At 44.8% G+C, this 18,082-nt stretch carries 30 protein-coding genes; 5 read left to right on the forward strand and 25 right to left on the reverse strand.

Translation table 11 applies throughout. The features are described 5' to 3' along the window. Window position 1: 1 nt before the first annotated feature. The 5 genes from hemC (at window position 2) to HXW94_RS02955 (ending at window position 6,231) form a co-directional block, all read left to right on the forward strand. Complete coding sequence (gene hemC / locus HXW94_RS02935; protein WP_178365411.1) at window positions 2-928, forward strand: hydroxymethylbilane synthase; 927 nt, start codon at window positions 2-4, stop codon at window positions 926-928. Further along, window positions 925-2,475 (forward strand): uroporphyrinogen-III C-methyltransferase, encoded by a 1,551-nt coding sequence (gene cobA, locus HXW94_RS02940; protein WP_178365412.1) that lies wholly within the window; start codon window positions 925-927, stop codon window positions 2,473-2,475. Before hemC ends, cobA begins: the two co-directional genes overlap by 4 nt. Window positions 2,476-2,483: 8 nt before the next feature. Beyond that, window positions 2,484-3,467, forward strand: coding sequence for a GTP 3',8-cyclase MoaA (gene moaA / locus HXW94_RS02945; RefSeq protein ID WP_178365413.1), 984 nt, complete (start codon window positions 2,484-2,486; stop codon window positions 3,465-3,467). A gap of 20 nt (window positions 3,468-3,487) precedes the next feature. After that, window positions 3,488-4,507, forward strand: a complete 1,020-nt coding sequence (locus tag HXW94_RS02950) for a sensor domain-containing diguanylate cyclase (RefSeq protein ID WP_178365414.1) — start codon at window positions 3,488-3,490, stop codon at window positions 4,505-4,507. Window positions 4,508-4,734: 227 nt separating this feature from the next. Then, window positions 4,735-6,231 (forward strand): response regulator, encoded by a 1,497-nt coding sequence (locus HXW94_RS02955; protein ID WP_218576541.1) that lies wholly within the window; start codon window positions 4,735-4,737, stop codon window positions 6,229-6,231. A 59-nt stretch (window positions 6,232-6,290) separates the two neighbouring features. Here HXW94_RS02955 and rplQ read toward each other — a convergent pair whose 3' ends face one another. The 25 genes from rplQ to rplB are packed head-to-tail and all read right to left on the reverse strand — an operon-like array spanning window position 6,291 to window position 18,077. Then, window positions 6,291-6,647 (reverse strand): 50S ribosomal protein L17, encoded by a 357-nt coding sequence (gene rplQ / locus HXW94_RS02960; protein WP_178365416.1) that lies wholly within the window; start codon window positions 6,645-6,647, stop codon window positions 6,291-6,293. A gap of 5 nt (window positions 6,648-6,652) precedes the next feature. Beyond that, a complete protein-coding gene (locus HXW94_RS02965) occupies window positions 6,653-7,675 on the reverse strand; it encodes a DNA-directed RNA polymerase subunit alpha (protein ID WP_178365417.1) in 1,023 nt (340 codons plus the stop codon). Window positions 7,676-7,722: 47 nt separating this feature from the next. After that, window positions 7,723-8,349 (reverse strand): 30S ribosomal protein S4, encoded by a 627-nt coding sequence (gene rpsD / locus HXW94_RS02970; protein WP_178365418.1) that lies wholly within the window; start codon window positions 8,347-8,349, stop codon window positions 7,723-7,725. Between the two features lie 49 nt (window positions 8,350-8,398). Next, window positions 8,399-8,794, reverse strand: coding sequence for a 30S ribosomal protein S11 (rpsK, locus tag HXW94_RS02975; protein WP_020589487.1), 396 nt, complete (start codon window positions 8,792-8,794; stop codon window positions 8,399-8,401). 30 nt (window positions 8,795-8,824) lie between these two features. Then, window positions 8,825-9,193 (reverse strand): 30S ribosomal protein S13, encoded by a 369-nt coding sequence (rpsM, locus tag HXW94_RS02980; protein WP_178365419.1) that lies wholly within the window; start codon window positions 9,191-9,193, stop codon window positions 8,825-8,827. Window positions 9,194-9,207: 14 nt separating this feature from the next. Then, window positions 9,208-9,321 (reverse strand): 50S ribosomal protein L36, encoded by a 114-nt coding sequence (rpmJ, locus tag HXW94_RS02985; RefSeq protein WP_084691657.1) that lies wholly within the window; start codon window positions 9,319-9,321, stop codon window positions 9,208-9,210. A 35-nt stretch (window positions 9,322-9,356) separates the two neighbouring features. Beyond that, a complete protein-coding gene (gene infA / locus HXW94_RS02990) occupies window positions 9,357-9,575 on the reverse strand; it encodes a translation initiation factor IF-1 (RefSeq protein WP_004073836.1) in 219 nt (72 codons plus the stop codon). Window positions 9,576-9,609: 34 nt separating this feature from the next. Next, window positions 9,610-10,929, reverse strand: a complete 1,320-nt coding sequence (gene secY / locus HXW94_RS02995; RefSeq protein ID WP_178365420.1) for a preprotein translocase subunit SecY — start codon at window positions 10,927-10,929, stop codon at window positions 9,610-9,612. Window positions 10,930-10,955: 26 nt separating this feature from the next. Continuing rightward, entirely contained in the window at window positions 10,956-11,393 is a 438-nt protein-coding gene (gene rplO / locus HXW94_RS03000) for a 50S ribosomal protein L15 (RefSeq protein ID WP_178365421.1), read from the reverse strand. Between the two features lies 1 nt (window position 11,394). Next, entirely contained in the window at window positions 11,395-11,577 is a 183-nt protein-coding gene (rpmD, locus tag HXW94_RS03005) for a 50S ribosomal protein L30 (protein ID WP_020589492.1), read from the reverse strand. An 11-nt stretch (window positions 11,578-11,588) separates the two neighbouring features. Next, window positions 11,589-12,089, reverse strand: coding sequence for a 30S ribosomal protein S5 (gene rpsE, locus HXW94_RS03010; RefSeq protein WP_425484208.1), 501 nt, complete (start codon window positions 12,087-12,089; stop codon window positions 11,589-11,591). A gap of 17 nt (window positions 12,090-12,106) precedes the next feature. Next, a complete protein-coding gene (gene rplR, locus HXW94_RS03015; RefSeq protein ID WP_178365422.1) occupies window positions 12,107-12,475 on the reverse strand; it encodes a 50S ribosomal protein L18 in 369 nt (122 codons plus the stop codon). 19 nt (window positions 12,476-12,494) lie between these two features. Next, window positions 12,495-13,037, reverse strand: a complete 543-nt coding sequence (gene rplF / locus HXW94_RS03020; protein WP_178365423.1) for a 50S ribosomal protein L6 — start codon at window positions 13,035-13,037, stop codon at window positions 12,495-12,497. A 15-nt stretch (window positions 13,038-13,052) separates the two neighbouring features. Then, window positions 13,053-13,451 (reverse strand): 30S ribosomal protein S8, encoded by a 399-nt coding sequence (gene rpsH, locus HXW94_RS03025; RefSeq protein WP_178365424.1) that lies wholly within the window; start codon window positions 13,449-13,451, stop codon window positions 13,053-13,055. Between the two features lie 55 nt (window positions 13,452-13,506). Further along, a complete protein-coding gene (locus HXW94_RS03030; RefSeq protein WP_178365425.1) occupies window positions 13,507-13,692 on the reverse strand; it encodes a type Z 30S ribosomal protein S14 in 186 nt (61 codons plus the stop codon). Between the two features lie 21 nt (window positions 13,693-13,713). Beyond that, on the reverse strand, window positions 13,714-14,253 hold the full coding sequence (gene rplE, locus HXW94_RS03035; RefSeq protein ID WP_178365426.1) for a 50S ribosomal protein L5: 540 nt from the start codon (window positions 14,251-14,253) through the stop codon (window positions 13,714-13,716). A 22-nt stretch (window positions 14,254-14,275) separates the two neighbouring features. Then, window positions 14,276-14,596, reverse strand: a complete 321-nt coding sequence (rplX, locus tag HXW94_RS03040) for a 50S ribosomal protein L24 (RefSeq protein WP_218576542.1) — start codon at window positions 14,594-14,596, stop codon at window positions 14,276-14,278. A gap of 29 nt (window positions 14,597-14,625) precedes the next feature. After that, on the reverse strand, window positions 14,626-14,994 hold the full coding sequence (gene rplN, locus HXW94_RS03045) for a 50S ribosomal protein L14 (RefSeq protein ID WP_178365427.1): 369 nt from the start codon (window positions 14,992-14,994) through the stop codon (window positions 14,626-14,628). Window positions 14,995-15,012: 18 nt separating this feature from the next. Further along, window positions 15,013-15,273: a 30S ribosomal protein S17 gene (gene rpsQ, locus HXW94_RS03050; RefSeq protein WP_178365428.1), complete on the reverse strand. Its 261-nt coding sequence runs from the start codon at window positions 15,271-15,273 to the stop codon at window positions 15,013-15,015. Window positions 15,274-15,288: 15 nt separating this feature from the next. Next, window positions 15,289-15,492, reverse strand: a complete 204-nt coding sequence (gene rpmC / locus HXW94_RS03055; RefSeq protein WP_425484209.1) for a 50S ribosomal protein L29 — start codon at window positions 15,490-15,492, stop codon at window positions 15,289-15,291. After that, window positions 15,489-15,899, reverse strand: a complete 411-nt coding sequence (gene rplP / locus HXW94_RS03060; RefSeq protein WP_178365429.1) for a 50S ribosomal protein L16 — start codon at window positions 15,897-15,899, stop codon at window positions 15,489-15,491. The genes rpmC and rplP overlap by 4 nt, the downstream gene beginning before the upstream one ends. 23 nt (window positions 15,900-15,922) lie before the next feature. Then, complete coding sequence (rpsC, locus tag HXW94_RS03065; protein ID WP_178365430.1) at window positions 15,923-16,576, reverse strand: 30S ribosomal protein S3; 654 nt, start codon at window positions 16,574-16,576, stop codon at window positions 15,923-15,925. Between the two features lie 16 nt (window positions 16,577-16,592). Then, window positions 16,593-16,928: a 50S ribosomal protein L22 gene (rplV, locus tag HXW94_RS03070; protein ID WP_178365431.1), complete on the reverse strand. Its 336-nt coding sequence runs from the start codon at window positions 16,926-16,928 to the stop codon at window positions 16,593-16,595. 29 nt (window positions 16,929-16,957) lie between these two features. Next, entirely contained in the window at window positions 16,958-17,233 is a 276-nt protein-coding gene (gene rpsS, locus HXW94_RS03075; protein WP_178365432.1) for a 30S ribosomal protein S19, read from the reverse strand. A 10-nt stretch (window positions 17,234-17,243) separates the two neighbouring features. Continuing rightward, complete coding sequence (gene rplB, locus HXW94_RS03080; RefSeq protein ID WP_218576543.1) at window positions 17,244-18,077, reverse strand: 50S ribosomal protein L2; 834 nt, start codon at window positions 18,075-18,077, stop codon at window positions 17,244-17,246. Between the last annotated feature and the right edge of the window lie 5 nt (window positions 18,078-18,082).

The raw sequence follows: 18,082 nt of genomic DNA on the forward strand, positions 1-18,082 counted from the left end.
CATGAAATCAAATATCTGCATCGGCACCCGGGGAAGCACATTAGCCCTGTGGCAGGCCAACCATGTAAAAAAGAGCATTGAAACAGCATTCCCGGACATCCGGGTTGATATAAAAATCATCAAAACCACGGGGGACCGGATAACGGACCGCCCCCTTGCCATGGTAGGAGGTAAAGGGCTTTTCGTTAAAGAGATCGAAGCAGCGCTTTTAGACGGCGGTATTGACCTGGCCGTTCACTCCATGAAGGATATGCCGGGCGAACTGCCCGACGGACTGGCAATCGGGGCCATACCGGAACGGGCCAATCCCTTTGATGTACTCATATCTGCCCAGGGAACACTTTTCAAGGAATACCCCCAAGGCGCAGTCATCGGCACGTCCAGCCTTCGCCGGGGCTCTCAACTTAAACACCTGCGCCCGGATCTTGAAATCAAATCCATACGGGGCAATCTGGATACCCGGCTAAAAAAACTCAAATCCGGTGAATATGCGGCAATTGTTCTGGCGGCTGCCGGGCTTGAACGTTTGGGCCAGGGCGGTGAGATCACCGAGTACCTTACGGAAACCGAGATGGTACCGGCAGTTGGCCAGGGCGCGCTTTGTATTGAAACCCGGGAAAATGATCCGGATATGAAAGACATCTTATCCGTCCTTGACCATGATCCTACACGGGTCTGCGTGACCGGGGAACGGGCATTTCTTAAAGAGATCGAAGGCAGTTGCCATATTCCTGTGGCCTGTTTCGGCAAAATCCGGGACAGCCAAATAATTTTTACCGCAGTGGTGGCATCAGAAGACGGCGCATCCTTTATTAAAGAAACCATTGAATCAACCCCGGAACAAATCACTGAAAAGGGCCGAGAACTGGCAAAACTTGTTCTTGATAAAGGCGGACAACGCATATTGGAGGCACTTGATATCCCATGACACAACCCAGGGGAACGGTTTATCTGATTGGCGCAGGCCCGGGAGACCCGGGACTTATCACCGTAAAGGCAAAAGCGTGTATTCAATCTGCGGATGTGGTGGTTTATGATTACCTGGCACCCCCCGTTTTGCTTGATTATGCGGGAAAAAACGCTGAAATTATCTATGTGGGGAAAAAAGGCGGGGACCACACCCTGACCCAGGACAAAATCAACCGGCTCCTGGTGGACAAGGCCAGGGAAGGCAAAAACGTGGCCCGCCTCAAGGGAGGCGATCCCTTTGTTTTCGGCCGCGGCGGGGAAGAGGCCCAGGAGTTGCTGTCCTACGGCATCAGCTATGAGGTGATCCCCGGTGTCACGTCTGCCGTGGCAGCCCCGGCCTATGCCGGTATCCCGGTGACCCACAGGGACCACACCTCGTTTGTCTCCTTTATTACCGGTCACGAACGGCCCGATAAAAAAGAGTCCCGGATGCAGTGGGACATATTTGCAAAATCCGATGCCACCCTTGTTTTTCTGATGGGGGTCAAAAATCTGTCCAACATCGTGACAAAACTGATGGAACACGGCAAACCGTCGGACACCCCTGTGGCCCTGGTGCGCTGGGGCACCACCACCCGCCAGCAGACTGTAACCGGCACCCTTGCCACCATTGTTGATGTGGTTGAAAAAGCCGGGCTGACATCCCCGGCCATCATTGTGGTGGGACATGTGGTCTCTTTACGGGATGAGTTGACATGGTTTGACAAAAAACCGTTATTCGGAAAAAAAATTGTGATTACCCGGGCCCGGGCCCAGGCCTCCGGCCTTGTGGCCGAGCTTACCCGTTTAGGAGCCCAGTGCATTGAGATACCCACCATTAAAATCGCCCCGCCTGAAGATAAAAATCCGTTGGAAGCGGCCATTGATCACCTGAACCGGTATGACTGGCTGGTACTCACTTCGGTGAACGGGGTAAAATTTTTCTTTGACACCCTTTTTGAAAAGGGAAAGGATGCCCGTGCCCTGGGACATCTTAAATTTGCCTGCATCGGCCCTGTGACCAAAGAACGCCTGGCGGATTACGGCATTATTTCCGATATTCTGCCCGAAACATATCGGGCGGAATCTGTTATTGATGCGTTTTCAAGCCTTGATATGACCGGCAAAAAAGTATTGCTGCCCCGGGCAAAAAAGGCGCGCACCATCCTGCCGGAACAGCTGACACGCATGGGCGCCCTGGTGGATGAGGTCACCGCATATGAAACCCGGCTGGCAGATGAGGGAAAAGAGCGGCTCATTGATATGCTTAAAGCCGGTGATATTGACGCGGTGACGTTTACCTCATCCTCCACGGTTACCAATTTTTTGACCCTGCTTGACGGCCAAAACGCCCCTGCCCTGCTTAAAGGGGTGATCCTTGCCAGCATCGGCCCCATCACCTCGGATACCATCCGGGAAAAAGGGCTTTCCCCAAATATTGAGGCGGATTCATTTACGATTGACGGTCTGATTGAAGCACTGCTCAAACATTATGAAAACGCGTTGCCCGGTGTTTCAGAAAATTAAAGCGCACCATGATTGCCGGAACCAGAACCATCAACTATTTGAGAATCTCCGTCACGGACCGGTGCAATTTCAGGTGTATATATTGTATTCCTGCAGCACCGTTCAAGGTCATTGCGCATGACAGCATTGCCCGGTATGAAGAGATATTAAGAATTGTCCGCATCGGCTGTGACATGGGCATCTCCAAAGTCAGGGTCACCGGCGGAGAGCCGTTTGTCAGAAAAGGTATTTTCTCCTTTATCCGCCGATTATGCCGTATTCCCCAGTTAAAAGATATCTCCATTACCACCAACGGATCTCGTCTGAACCGGGATAAAATAAAAGCGTTGATGGATATGGGTATCCAAAGGCTCAACTTCAGCCTGGATACCCTGGTGCCGGAGACATTTATCCGGATTACCCGGCGGGACCGGTTCCAAAGGGTATGGGACAATATCATGGCTGCATACGATCTGGGCATGTCCCCCATAAAAATCAACACCGTGGCGTTGAAAGGATTCAACGATAATGAAATTCAAGCCATTGCCGGACTGACCTGGAAATACCCCTTCCATGTCCGGTTCATTGAATACATGCCCATGGGACATACAGATGTGGGTGAAGCGCAACAAATCCTGACCCGGGATATTAAACATATCATCATTGCCGCCCATGGGCCTTTGACCGCAGTCCCTAAAGGCGTAAATGACGGTCCGGCAAAAACCTACAGACTGATCGGTGCACCGGGGATTTTAGGGTTCATCACCCCGGTCAGTTCTCATTTCTGCAGTGAATGCAACAGATTGCGCTTAACTGCCCGGGGAACCCTTCGACCGTGCCTGCTGAGAAATAATGAAACCGATATTCTCACCCCCCTGCGCAACGGCGCCGATGATGAGGCGTTAAAACAAATTATGATAACAGCCTTGAAAGACAAACCGTTAGACCATAGTTTAGAAAAGAGAACAGCCCGGGATATACCATTGAATCATATGACATCCATTGGGGGATAAAAACAGGATCAGGGCTATTCATGCAAATACCGCAATACTTGTTGGAACGACTCAAAAGAAACGAGGAAATAGCCGGAAAGTTCAACGAGATTGAAATGAGCATTCTCAGTATCCTGAACTTTGATGATTTTTTTAAGCGACTCTTGTTCCAGATTGCAGACAAGTTCAGCATACCGCATATCTGGTTTTCTATTATCCGGGAAAGCACTATTGGTAAGCAGCTCAAGGGTAACAGTGATTCCGAAGGCCTGAAATCAACGATTGCGTTTGTGTCCCATGAACGTTTTATTTCCATTATCAACAACCAAAAACCTGTGCTTGCCAATAGAAATTTAACATATTTCCATGACCTGATGCCCGTCACCTTAACTGAGCCCATAGGCTCCCTTGCCATCGCCCCAATAACGCTGGATGGGAAACTTGTGGGCAGTATTAACCTGGCAGATATTGATGCCCACCGTTTTGAGCCCGGCATTGACACCTCTTTGTTGGAACAACTGGCCCGGAAAGTATCCCTGTGTTTGTCCAATGTCACGGCCTATGAGCAGTTAAAATTTATGGCCTATCATGACCCGTTGACGGGGCTGTTTAACCGGCGGGTCTTTGAACGCATTCTTGACCGGGAATTTTCAAGGGCAAAACGATACAACAGCGAACTGTCACTTATTTTTATTGATTTCGATGATTTTAAAACAATAAACGATACCGCCGGGCACCGCATCGGCGATAAAGTCCTGTGCTTTTTTGCGGATGCCTTGGGCAGCCTGAAACGGGAACAGGATATTGTGGCCCGACTTGCCGGCGATGAATTTGTCGTAATTTTACCATCCACGGGGAAAAAATGTGCCGCGCAATTTATCAAACGGGTTACCGCGTATTTTGAGACCAATCCTATGGTTTCCGGTGAATATGTGTTTAATATCCGGATAAGCCATGGCATCTCATGCCTGTCCGATGAAGGCGTATATAATCCATCGGAACTGCTTAAAACGGCAGATTCAGAAATGTACCGACACAAAGCCGAAAAAAAGAAACCGTAAACTCAACAGCAATTATTATGGCTTTTTTTTGTGGTTTATATTAGACTTTTTTCATAAAAAAATAATTCAGCTTAAGGGATTATCAACGACCATTGATCATATTATCCAAAATTCGGAATCTTACATTCAGGAACAAACTTTTATTTTCCTTTTTCATCGTTTTTGTTCCATTAATGCTTATAGTCAAAACACTTCTCTTTGTTCAAATTCAGAAGATGGACGAAATCTTGACGCCCTCAGGCACATTGTACACATTAGTCACTCTGGATATTTTATTTTTCCTTCCGGCGTTTATAGGCTTGGCCTGTCTATTGTCACGCGCCGTCACCAAACCCTTAAAAAATTTCACACAAATCCTGGACAATCATGAAGATGGTGACTACAGCATTCGCCTGAACGATAATGCCAAAGATGAAATCGGCAACCTTGCCCGGCACTTCAATACGTTCATGACCCGTATAGAAAAATATCATGATCAGATAAATGATCAGTGTCCGGAAGACATTGAGGTTCAGGATGCCCTTAAAGCCTCAGAGAAAGAACGTCGCAACCTCCTGATCCAATTACAAAAGGCGCAGAAAATGGAAGCAGTCGGCACCTTGGCCGGCGGCATTGCCCATGATTTTAATAATATTTTGTCGAGCATTTTCGGTTATGCCCAACTGGCGCAAATGAGTAGAGATAATCAGGAAAAAGTCAACAATCATATGAACCAAATTCTTAAAGGGGCCCAGCGTGCAGCTGACCTTGTTGAACAGCTTCTGACCTTCAGCCGTCAGAAGGAAAATGAAAAAAAACCTTTAAAACTGCACCTTGTGGTTAAAGAAGCGCTTAAGCTTCTCAGGTCTTCCATACCGACTACAATTAAAATGGCAATCCGGGTGGAGACGAAAGATATGGTTAATGCAGATCCCACCCAGATGCATCAAATGATCATAAGCCTGTGTACAAACGCCTATCAGACCATGAAGACATCCGGTGGGACGTTGACGGTAAGCCTGACCACCGTGGACCATATCCAGCCTGAACATCAGCGCAAAACTTATTTTCGGCCGGGACCATTTTTAAAACTGATGGTTGAAGATACCGGCCACGGGATAAATCAAGAAACCATTGAAAAGGCCTTTGATTCCTCTTTTACTACCCAAGAGATGGGCCGGGGTAGAGGAGGGCTGGGGCTGACCCTTGTCAGAGCCATTATAGAAGATCATAAAGGCCTTTCTTATATTAAAAATATTACAGGAGGTGGAACCGCATTCTTTGTTTATTTGCCGATCGTAACAAAAAGCACTCCGTCGGCAGACAGTTCTACAAAAAACGATTTATCCCTGAAATCAGGCAAAGAAGTCATCATGATCGTAGATGACGAGCCTGCTATCCTGAATTTAATTGAAGAACTGCTTAACAAATTTGATTATTCGCCCCACCTGTTTAATAATGGAGAAAGTGCCCTGAATGCCTATCAGGAAGGCAAAATCAACTTTGATATGGTAATTACCGATATGACCATGCCCCGTATGACCGGTATTGCCCTGGCTGAAGCCATACTATCTGAAGATAAAAATATGCCTATAATCTTATGCTCCGGCTATAATGAAATCATTACCCGGTCCAAGATTAAAGCGATGGGGATTCAGGCCTTTCTTGAAAAACCTTTGGATACATACCAACTGCTCAGCACCATGAGAACATTGCTTGATAAAAAAAAACCTGACAGCGCGTAACGAAAATCAAAAAGGGCATGGTTTAAACCTAAACCATGCCCTTTCTACGATCTAATTAACTAATCGGTGATCAACTCAATCTGAACCATGGGAGCAACGTCCCCCTTTCTTGGTCCTAACTTGGTAATTCTAGTATATCCACCCTGCCTTGAGTTAAACTTCTCTGTTACCTCTTCAAAAAGGGCATGCACAACATCTTTCTCACGGATTACCGCCATGGCCTGGCGCCTGGCATGAAGATCCCCGCGCTTGGCCAAGGTAATCATTTTATCGGCAATTTTACGAAGGCCTTTGGCTTTAGCCTCAGTGGTTTTGATGCTGCTGTGTTTGAACAGAGAAGTTACCATGTTCCTAAACATCGCCTTTCTATGGGCGCTAGTTCTATTCAGCTTTAATACGGATTTTCTATGCTTCATGGTATTTATTCTCCTTCCTGAGTATTGACATCTTCCGGCGGTTCGATCCCTTCAAGGTCCATCCCCAAAGACAAATCCATGGAATTGAGCACTTCTTTAATTTCATTGAGCGATTTTCGGCCGAAATTTTTTGTCTTGAGCATTTCGCTGTCGGTTTTCTGAACCAGCTGGTAAATGGTATGGATTCTTGCATTTTTCAGACAGTTTGAGCTGCGAACAGAGAGCTCGAGTTCATCCACGGAACGATAAATATTCTCATTGAATCCCTTTTCACCGTCATCGGTTTTATATTCCGATTCATCAGGTTCAAGTTCCTCATCAAAATTGATAAATGGATTCATCTGTTCTTTAAGTATCTTTGCGCCGTAGGCAACAGCATCATCAGGTGTAACACTACCGTCTGTCCAGACCTCAAAGGTCAGTTTGTCATAGTCGGTTTTCTGACCGATACGAGATGTGCCCACCACATATTTTACTCGCTTAATGGGGGAAAACGCTGCATCAATGGGGATTGTACCGATGGGGGCATCGTCGTCCTTATTCGCTGAAGAGAGCGCATACCCCTTACCTGTTTTCACAACCATGACAATATTAAGTTTTCCATTTTTATTTACCGTGGCAATATGCTGCTCCGGATTAAGAATCTTCACCCCACCTTCAGGACTGACGATGTCCGCACCTGTAACCTCTGCCTCGCCGGTAACATTAAGGGTCAATATTTTTTCTTCTGGATCGTCCACTTTGAGCTTTAGTTCTTTCAGATTTAGAATAATCTCGGAAACATCTTCTCTAATATCTGATATAACGCTGTATTCGTGAAGTGCATCATCGAATTTCACGGAGACTATGGCGGCGCCATAAATGGATGATAAAATAATTCGCCGAAGCGAGTTACCAATGGTGATGCCGTATCCCCTTTCAAGGGGTTCACACACAAACTTACCATAGGTGGAAGTTGTGGTAACATCAAGCTTTTCCGGCTTGATCATCTCTCGCCAGTTAACATATGCAAGATTTTCAGATGACATTTAAATCTCCTGAATAGATAATTTGGTAGATCATGTATATGATAAACCTATTTTGAATAAAGCTCGACGATCAACTGTTCCTGGATCGGCAGAGAAATATCTTCCCTACCAGGTAACCCTTTTATTTCACCCTTAAAACTCTCTTTATTAATTTCAAGCCATTGAGGGATACCACGCCTTACAATGGCGTCCAGGGAATCGATAATGGCTTGGATAGTTCTACTTTTTTCACAAAGTTCGATAACATCCCCTTTTTTTACCTGGTAAGATGGGACATTAACCTTTTTGCCATTGACAGTAAAATGATTATGGCGAACAAAATGACGACCCTGATTTCTGGAATTTACAAATCCAAGTCTAAACACGGTATTGTCTAACCGGGTCTCAAGTAATGTCAACAAATTAATACCTGTAATGCCTTTTTGACGATCTGCCCTTTTGAATGTATTTCTGAACTGTTTTTCAGATACACCATAGATACGTTTAACTTTCTGTTTTTCCCGAAGCTGTATGCCGTAATCTGATTGTTTGACTCTTTTCTGACCGTGTTCACCCGGGGGGAACCCTCTTCTGTCAAAACTGCATTTATCAGAAAAACAACGGTCCCCTTTTAAAAAAAGCTTCATATTCTCACGTCTGCACTGTCTGCAGACAGAACCTCTATATCTTGCCAAGTTTCCTCCTTTATCCTTTTAGATAAAGTTTACACGTTTAAAATTTTGTTTATACACGTCTTCTTTTTGGGGGACGGCATCCGTTATGTGGTACCGGCGTCACATCCTTGATCATGGAAATATTGAACCCAAGGGCATGCAATGCCCGAAGCGCAGATTCTCTTCCAGGACCCGGGCCTTTAACATATACCCCAATGTTTTTCATACCATGTTCCATTGCTTTCGCCCCCGCATCTTCTGCAACCAGTTTAGCTGCAAAGGGGGTGGATTTCCTAGACCCTTTGAACCCCTGCATCCCGGCGGATGACCAGGAGATGGTATTACCGTTTTCATCTGCAATGGTAACAATGGTGTTATTAAAGGTAGACTGAATATGCACTATGCCGGTTGATATATTTTTTTTAACCCGCTTTTTGGCAACGACCTTTTTAGACTTTTTCGCCATAATTGTTATTTATCCCTATTTAATTAAGTCCTACTTTTTCTTCTTCACTGCCGCGCGTTTGGGACCTTTTCTGGTTCTGGCGTTGGTACTAGTCCGCTGCCCGTGACAGGGCAGGCCTTTACGATGACGCAGTCCCCTGTAACATCCGAGATCCATCAAGCGTTTAATATTCATGGACACTTCAGAACGCAATTCACCTTCAACCTTGAATTCAGCATCAATGACTTTTCTGATTTCATTGATTTGTTCTTCGGTCAGATCGTTGGCTTTGATTGTGGGCTCAATGCCCGTTTTTTCAAGTATATGCATAGACCTGCTATTCCCGATACCATAGATATAGGTTAAAGCGATCCACGCATGTTTATCTCTTGGTAAGTCAACTCCAGCTATACGTGCCAAATTTTTCTATCCTCCTATCCCTGACGCTGTTTATGGCGCTTGTTGACACAAATGACTCTGATGACACCGCGCCTTTTAATAACTTTGCAGTTTCTACAGATTTTTTTTACGGATGCTCTGACTTTCATCTAACTGCTCCTCATCTCATTATTCCAATAATTTTTTATTTATAGCGGTAAGTAATTCTGCCACGACTCAGGTCATAGGGAGAAATTTCCACAGTCACCCTGTCGCCGGGAAGTATTTTTATAAAATGCATTCTCATTTTCCCGGAAATATGTGCCAACAGAACATGCTTATTTTCCAGTTCAACTTTGAACATGGCATTGGGAAGTGTTTCGAGGACCTTACCGTCTACTTTAATGGGCTCTTCTTTAGCCATACTAAATTCTTCTCCTTTATGATGCTATATCAGATCAGGACCGGCTTTTGATCCGTTTATTTCCCGAGCGTCCCATAAAACCGTCATAATTGCTGGTAATCAAATGGGACTCAATCTGAGAAATGGTATCAATAGCAACACCAACAACAATCAACAGCGCTGTCCCGCCGAAATAAAAAGGTACGTTAAACTTATTCATCAATACAGTAGGCAGCACACAGACCACTGAGACATAAGCTGCACCACCCACAGTAATCCTTGTAAGCACTTTATCAATATACTCAGCTGTCCGTTTTCCCGGACGAATGCCCGGGATGTACCCGCCGTTCTTTTTCATATTTTCGGCTACATCTTCAGGGTTGAACTGAACTGCTGTATAAAAAAAACAGAAGAAGACGATAAAACCAACATATAACAAATAATACCAAATAGTTCCCGGACTGAACATGCCGGCCACGGTCTGCATGACGGGCAGATTGATAAACTGGGCCAGCGTGGTGGGAAACATGATGATGGAAGATGCAAAAATAGGCGGAATTACCCCCGATGTATTAATTTTAAGCGGAAGATGCGAGGTCTGTCCGCCATACATCTTTCTGCCGACCACACGTTTGGCATAATGAACCGGAATTCTGCGCTGGGCCAATTCCATGAAAATAATGGCAGCAACCACGGCAACCATCAATACAATCAGAATGAGGGTAGAAAACAACCCCATCTCACCCGTACTCAAAAGCCGTCCCATCTTAATACCTGCAGACGGCATATTGGCGACAATACCGGCAAAAATAATTAAAGAAATACCATTACCGATCCCCCTTTCGGTAATCTGCTCACCAAGCCACATGATAAATGCAGTTCCTGCAGTCAGGGTGATAATGGTAATCAGTCTAAATCCCCAGCCGGCATAAGGTACAATGGGAATACCGGCAGGTGATGTCATAGATTCAAGACCCACAGCAATCCCAAAACCTTGTATAGCGCTTAAAACAACCGTACCATACCGGGTTAACTGGGTTTTCTTTTTACGGCCGGCATCCCCTTCTTTTTTGAGCTGTTCAAGATAGGGAACAACCACGGTCATCAATTCCAGAATAATGGACGCACTAATATAAGGCATAATCCCTAATGCAAAAATGGAAAGCCGCTCCAGCGCTCCACCAGAGAACATATTAAACATCGAAAACAACGTGCCTGACGCCGATGCAAAAAATGATTCCAGTGCTGCCCCGTCAATACCGGGTGTCGGGACATGCACCCCGACCCTGTAAACAAAAAGCAAGGCAAGCGTTATCAATATTTTACGTTTCAGCTCCGGCAGTTTGAGCATATTCTGGTAGCTATTGTGGATCATTGGAACTTTTCCTTATACCGTTATGCTTATTCTATGCTGCCGCCGGCAGCTTCAATTTTTTCTTTGGCACTCTGGGAAACCAAAATATTTTGCAAGATAAACTTCTTGGTTACCTCACCATTTCCAAGCAGTTTAATACCATTCGCAGATCCTTTAACAAGACCGGCTTCTCTGAGAACGGCCTCAGTAATTTGCGCACCATCATCAAACCGATCAAGATCTTTGACATTGAGAACTGCATTATGGGTTTTAAACATATAATTTTTAAAACCACGTTTTGGCAGCCGCCTGTAAATAGGCATTTGACCACCTTCAAAACCGGGACGAACAGATCCCCCGGAACGCGCCTTAAGGCCTTTATGGCCTCTGGTAGATGTTTTACCCATACCAGAACCGGGCCCACGCCCGACTCTTTTTCTATTTTTTCTGCTGCCGGGCGCAGGAGCCAGATCATGTAACTGCATCCTAAACCTCCTCTACTTTCACCAGGTGTGACACCTTTTTCACCTGCCCCATAATCACAGGGGTATTATCGTGCTCCACAGTGTGATGCATCCGTTTAATGCCCAAGGAGCGTATAATCCGTCCATGCTTTGCAGGACGACCGATGGCGCTTCTTATTTGCGTAATCTTAATTTTATCAGCCATTGTTCGCCTCTTTATATTTCTTCAGGGTTAAGCCCGCGTCTTTTGGCAACGTCCTCCTTGGTACACAAAGACTGGAGGCCGGCCATGGTGGCTCTTACAATGTTCTGGGTGTTGTGTGAACCAATACACTTGGTTAAAATATCGGTTACACCGGCTGCTTCAAGGACCGCACGAATACCACCGCCGGCAATCAGCCCTGTACCGGGAGAAGCCGGTTTGAGAAGGACCCGGCCGGATCCGGCGTGCCCCAAAACTTCAAAGGGCACCGTGCCGTTCAGGATTGAAACTTTTTTCATATTTCGTTTGGCTTTTTCCATTCCCTTTCTAATGGCTTCAGGGACTTCTTTAGCCTTTCCCAGTCCGTATCCCACGCTGCCTTCGCCATCACCGACGACCACCAAGGCAGTAAAGGTAAAATTCCGGCCACCTTTAACGACCTTCGCAACACGGTTAATTCTGACGACCTTATCGATCAGCCCTGTATCTTCCATCTGCTGTTGTTGTCTTGCCAAGGATGTTCCTCCTTAATTTAGAATTCAAGTCCGGCTTCCCGGGCCCCGTCTGAAAGTGCTTTTACGCGTCCGTGAAAAAGAAACCCATTCCGGTCAAAAACAACCTTTGTAATTCCTTTATCCATTGCCCTTTTGCCGATAAGGTTACCCACAGCCTTTGCAACATCCTGTTTTTTCCCCTCAACAGGCGCATCTTTGTATTCTTTGTCAAGGGTTGATGCGGCAACCAGTGTCATGCCTTTAGTGTCGTCTATAATCTGGGCGTAAATATGTTTGGCGGTTCTGAAAACGCTAAGTCGAGGACGTTCCTGATTACCAAATATATTTTTTCTAATCCGTTTTTTTCTTTTAAGCCGTGCAACCAGCCTTGGTGATGTATTTGCCATAGTCGATATTCCCTACCTTTTAATCTTTGCCAGCAGTCTTACCTGCTTTTCTGATAATTCTTTCGTCAGCATACATAATGCCTTTGCCTTTATAAGGCTCGGGAGGTCTAACAGCTCGAATATTTGCTGCAGCCTGCCCCAGAAGCTCTTTATCAATACAGCTAAGGGTAACTTCGACGTTTTTATCCACCGCAGCAGTTACACCATCAGGAAGGGCAAAGTCCACAGGATTGGAATACCCGACAGACAGCACCAAATTTTTTCCTTTCGTCTCAGCCCGGTAACCAATGCCGGAAAGTATCAGTTTTTTTTCATAACCTTGGGTGACACCATGTACCATATTAAAAATAAGAGACCTGAAAAGACCCTGTAGCGCCACTTTCTTTTTATCAGAGGTGTCGGTGGTTACATTCAACACCTGGTTATCAATTTCAATATTGACTGCCGGATGCAGCTTACGGTCAAGACTGCCTTTAGGCCCTTTGACATTGATGGTATCCCCATCAAGGGTAATCTGAACCTTATCTGGAAGCTGAACCGGCTTTTTTCCTATTCTGGACATCTTATCGCTCCTGTCTTACCAAACGTTACAAAGAATTTCACCGCCGACCTTTGCTTCTTTTGCCTGTATGTCGGTCATCAACCCCTTAGAAGTGGAAATGATGGAAATACCTAAGCCATTTAACACCGGCTTGATATCTTTTGATTTAGCGTAGACCCTGCAAGAGGGTTTGCTGACACGTTGTATACCAAAAATAGTCGGTTCGCCTTCTGAAACATATTTCAAGGCCACCCGGATAACCCCCTGGGTCTCATCTTCGAGAAATTTGTAATCTTTGATATACCCTTGTTCCTTCAGCACCCGCACCATTTCACGTTTAATTTTTGATCCGGGGATATCCACTTTGGTCAAACCTGCTTTACCACCATTTCTGATTATGGTCAGCATGTCTGCAATGGGATCACTAATTGCCATTTGAAAATCTCCTTAAATAAGCTGATATTTAAACAATCGTTAGAATCTGAATCCGCTACCAAGAAGACTTGGTGACACCCGGCAATTTACCTTGTGACGCAAGCGTTCTGAAACAGATTCTGCAAATACCAACTTTTCTAATAAATGCACGTGATCTACCGCATAAGGGGCACCTGTTATAAGCCCGTACACCAAATTTGGGTTTTCTTTGTGCCTTTGCAATTAAAGCTTTTTTAGCCAAACGATCTTCCTCCTTAGGTCCTTAATTTTTAAAGGGCATTCCCATTAATTTAAGAAATGATTTCCCTTCTTCATCGGTTTGGGCTGTGGTGACAACCGTTACATTGAGGCCCTTGATAACGTCAGTTTTATCATAATCAATTTCAGGAAAAATGATATGCTCAGTAATCCCCAAGCTGTAATTACCACGGCCATCAAATGCTTTTCCTGAAATTCCTTTAAAATCCCTTACACGGGGCAGTGCGATGTTGACTAATCTATCAAAAAAATCATACATTTTTTCCCGCCTAAGTGTCACTTTGCACCCGATGGGAAGATCCGCACGCAATTTAAAATTTGCAATGGGTTTCTTTGCGCGGGTAATTACGGCCTTTTGTCCTGCAATCAATCCAAGTTCCTGGGCTGCGGTTTCAACGATCTTCGGGTTTCTGACCGCCTCGCCAAGCCCCATATTCAGTACAATTTTATCCAACTTTGGTACTTGGCACTGATTGGTGTAGTTAAACTCATTCGTCAATGCGGGGACCACTTCATTGGTATACTTTTCCTTAAGCGTAGTCATTTATTTTCTCCGGCTTTAGGTGTTATGAGTCTATCTGCTGATTGCATTTTTTACAGACTCTTACCCGTTTTCCATCTTCAAGCTGCTTGATTCCGATACGGGTCGGCTTTACACAGGAATTACACATCAGCATAAGATTGGATACGTCCATGGGCATAGGTTTTTTAACGATGCCCCCCTGGGGGTTTTCCTGGGAAGGACGCTGATGAACTTTGACCATGTTGATATTTTCAACAACAATCCGGTTCGTCTTTTTGGCAACTTTCAGAACCTTGCCGATCTTTCCTTTGTCCTTGCCGGTCAATACTTTAACTTTATCATCTTTTTTTATTCTTATTTTCATGACTTCTTTTTGTTCTCCCTGGCCTTGGATCAAAGTACGTCAGGCGCAAGAGAAATAATCTTCATAAAACGCCTTGCGCGAAGTTCTCTTGCCACTGGTCCGAAAATACGGGTTCCCACCGGCTCGTTATTTTTGTTAATCACGACAGCGGAATTATCATCAAAACGGATGGATGATCCGTCGGGCCGGGAGATCTCTTTTTTGGTTCTGACAATAACTGCCTGAACTACGTCTCCCTTGCTGACCTTTGAATTGGGAATAGCCTCTTTTACGGAAACAACGATAACATCTCCGATGGTGGCGTATCTTCTTTTAGACCCGCCAAGAACTTTTATGCAGTACAGTTCTTTGGCGCCTGAATTGTCAGCGACTGTCAGTCTGGTTTCACTTTGAATCATTATTCAACTCCTTAGACACTAGACCGCTTTTTTAACAATTTCAGTAATCCGAAACCGTTTTAATTTACTCAGCGGCCTGGTTTCGATAATTTTGACTTCGTCACCAATTTTGCATTCATTTTGTTCATCATGGGCATGATATTTTTTGTAACGTTTGATGTATTTTTTATACACCTTATGCTGTACAATTCTTTCAACCCTGACCACCACGGACTTATCCATTTTGTCGGACACGATCAGACCAATCAGCTCTTTTTTATTTTTTTTTGTAGTTTCCATATCAATACTCGTTAGTTAGCTAATTTTGATATTCATTTCTTTGGAAATCGTGTAAAGTCTGGCGATGTCTTTTCTTACACTGGACAGATTGGCTGTATTCGCGAGCTGACCCACATTATTCTGAAAACGAAGGTTAAACAGTTGTTTTTTAAGCTCAACGATTTTGTCTTTAATCTGACCTGCATCCATGTCCCTGATTTCACTGGCCTTTAACATCATTTATTCCTTTCCACAAAACGGGTTTTCACGGAAAGTTTTCTGGCCGCTAGCCTTAAGGCCTCTTTGGCCAATTCCCTGTCAACGCCTTCCATTTCATAAAGAATCTTGCCGGGTTTTACCCTTGCCACCCAAGAATCCGTTGCCCCTTTACCTTTACCCATCCTGACTTCAGCCGGTTTTTTGGTAATGGGATGATCCGGAAAAAAACGAATCCAGCTTTTGCCCTGTCTTTTTGCCTTTCTGGTCATCGCGACCCTGGCAGCCTCAATCTGTCTTGCATTTATATACCCGCATTCCACAGCCTGGAGTCCATAATCTCCAAAACTCAATGTATTTCCTCGAGTCGGTGTTCCTTTAGTTCTACCACGAAACTGTTTGCGGTATTTGATATTTCTGGGACTCAGCATTTGCTAATTTCTCCTTATTGCCTTTAATTAGTTGCCAGAGTCTGTTCACCAGGGTTTATAACTTCCCCTTTGAATATGAACACCTTAATCCCAATGGTCCCATAGGTGGTCTTGGCTTCAATAAATCCGTAATCCACATCAGCTCTAAGCGTATGCAACGGGATTCTACCCTCCTTGTACCATTCGGTTCTGGCCATTTCCGCACCCCCCAGGCGACCGGAGCAAATAATTTTAATACCTTTTGCTCCAAATCTCATGGCAGAGGAAACGCTTCTTTTCATTGCTCTTCTGAAGGCAATGCGTTTTTCAAGCTGGCTTGCAATATTTTCCGCTACCAATTGTGCATCAGTTTCAGGTCTTCTGACCTCTTTAATATCAATCAACACTTCAGGATTAAGCATTTTTTCAAGCTCGTTTTTCAACAAGGCGATCTCTGAACCCTTTTTGCCGATAATGATGCCTGGCCTGGCTGCAAAAACTCTGAGCCTGATCTGTTTTGAAAACCGCTCAATCTCAATTTTTGAGATACCGGCGTGGTATAGTTTCTTTTTCAAAAATTTTCTTACTTTAAAATCTTCTTCGACAAAGTTTGCATACTCTTTGTCAGCGTACCACCTGGAATCCCAAGTCCTGATGATGCCTAATCTTAATCCGGTAGGATTTACTTTTTGGCCCAAGCCTTTCCCTCCTTATTTAGACGGTTTCTTCTACAACCACTGTTAAATGACTGGTTCTTTTTAGAATACGGGCAGCGCGTCCTCTTGCCCGCGGCCTGAACCGTTTCATGGATGGTCCATGATCAACAATCACATTTTTCACTACCAGCTTGTCAACATCTATCTCATTGTTATGCTCGGCATTGGCAATGGCAGACGATAGGGTTTTATACATAATCCCCGCTGCCTTTAACGGCATGAACTTTAATAAGGTCAGCGCCTGTTCGGCATTTTTGCCTTTGATCTCGCTGATGGGCAGCCGAAGCTTAAACGGTGAGATTCTTGCGTATCTTGTAGTCGCTTTAACTTCCATATCTTAAATTTCCTCTAAATCATAGCAGATTACCGTTTGGATTTTTTATCTGCGGCATGACCCCAATAAGTTCTTGTGGGTGAAAATTCACCAAGTTTATGCCCCACCATATTTTCCGTTACAAATACCGGAATAAATTTTTTTCCGTTATGCACAGCAAAGGTATTGCCGACCATTTCAGGTAAAATAGTGGAACGGCGCGACCAGGTTTTGATTACTTTATTACTGCTGGACTTCTGGGCTTCAAGAACTTTTTTAAGAAGCTCAGGCGCGATATAGGGTCCTTTTTTTAACGATCTTGGCATAATTTATCACCTATTTCCTTTTAGCCCTTCTTTTGACAATATACTTATCTGTTCTGACACTTTTACGGGTTCTTTTACCCTTGGCAGGCACACCCCAGGGGGAACATGGCTGTCGACCACCAGAAGAACGGCCTTCACCGCCCCCCATGGGATGATCCACAGGGTTCATTGCCACACCACGAACAGAGGGCCGTTTTCCCATCCATCTCGTACGCCCTGCTTTACCGATGCTGACATCACTGTGTTTTTCGTTCCCAACACGTCCGACAGTGGCTTTGCATTTAAGGTGAATCATACGAACTTCACCGGAAGGAAGCAGGATTTGGGCATAAGCGCCTTCTTTAGCCATTAACCGTGCGTATCCGCCGGCACTCCTGACAATCTGTCCACCTTTGTTCTGCTTAAGCTCAATATTATGAATTCTCGTACCGGTGGGGATATTTTCCAACGGCAAACAGTTTCCTGGTTTAATATCCGCATCAGGACCGGTCTCAAGAATGTCACCGACCTTGATATCAAGAGGCGCCAAGATATATCTCTTTTCACCGTCAGCATAGGTTAACAGGGCGATTCTGGCTGACCTGTTCGGATCATATTCGATGGCAGAAACCTTGGCTGGAATTCCGTCTTTGTCTCTTTTAAAATCAATAATACGGTATTTTTTCTTAGCCCCGCCACCTCTATGCTTGGCGGTAATTCTTCCATAAGAATTTCGGCCGGACCGCTTATTGATATTTTTTGTCAGCCTTCGTTCAGGACTTTCTTTTGTAATTTCTTCAAAAGAAAGATACTCCTGGGCGCGTCTTCCCGGAGATGTCGGCTTGGTCTTAACTATTGTTGACATATTAA

The organism is Desulfobacter latus (assembly GCF_013389365.1).
Lineage (GTDB): Bacteria > Desulfobacterota > Desulfobacteria > Desulfobacterales > Desulfobacteraceae > Desulfobacter > Desulfobacter latus.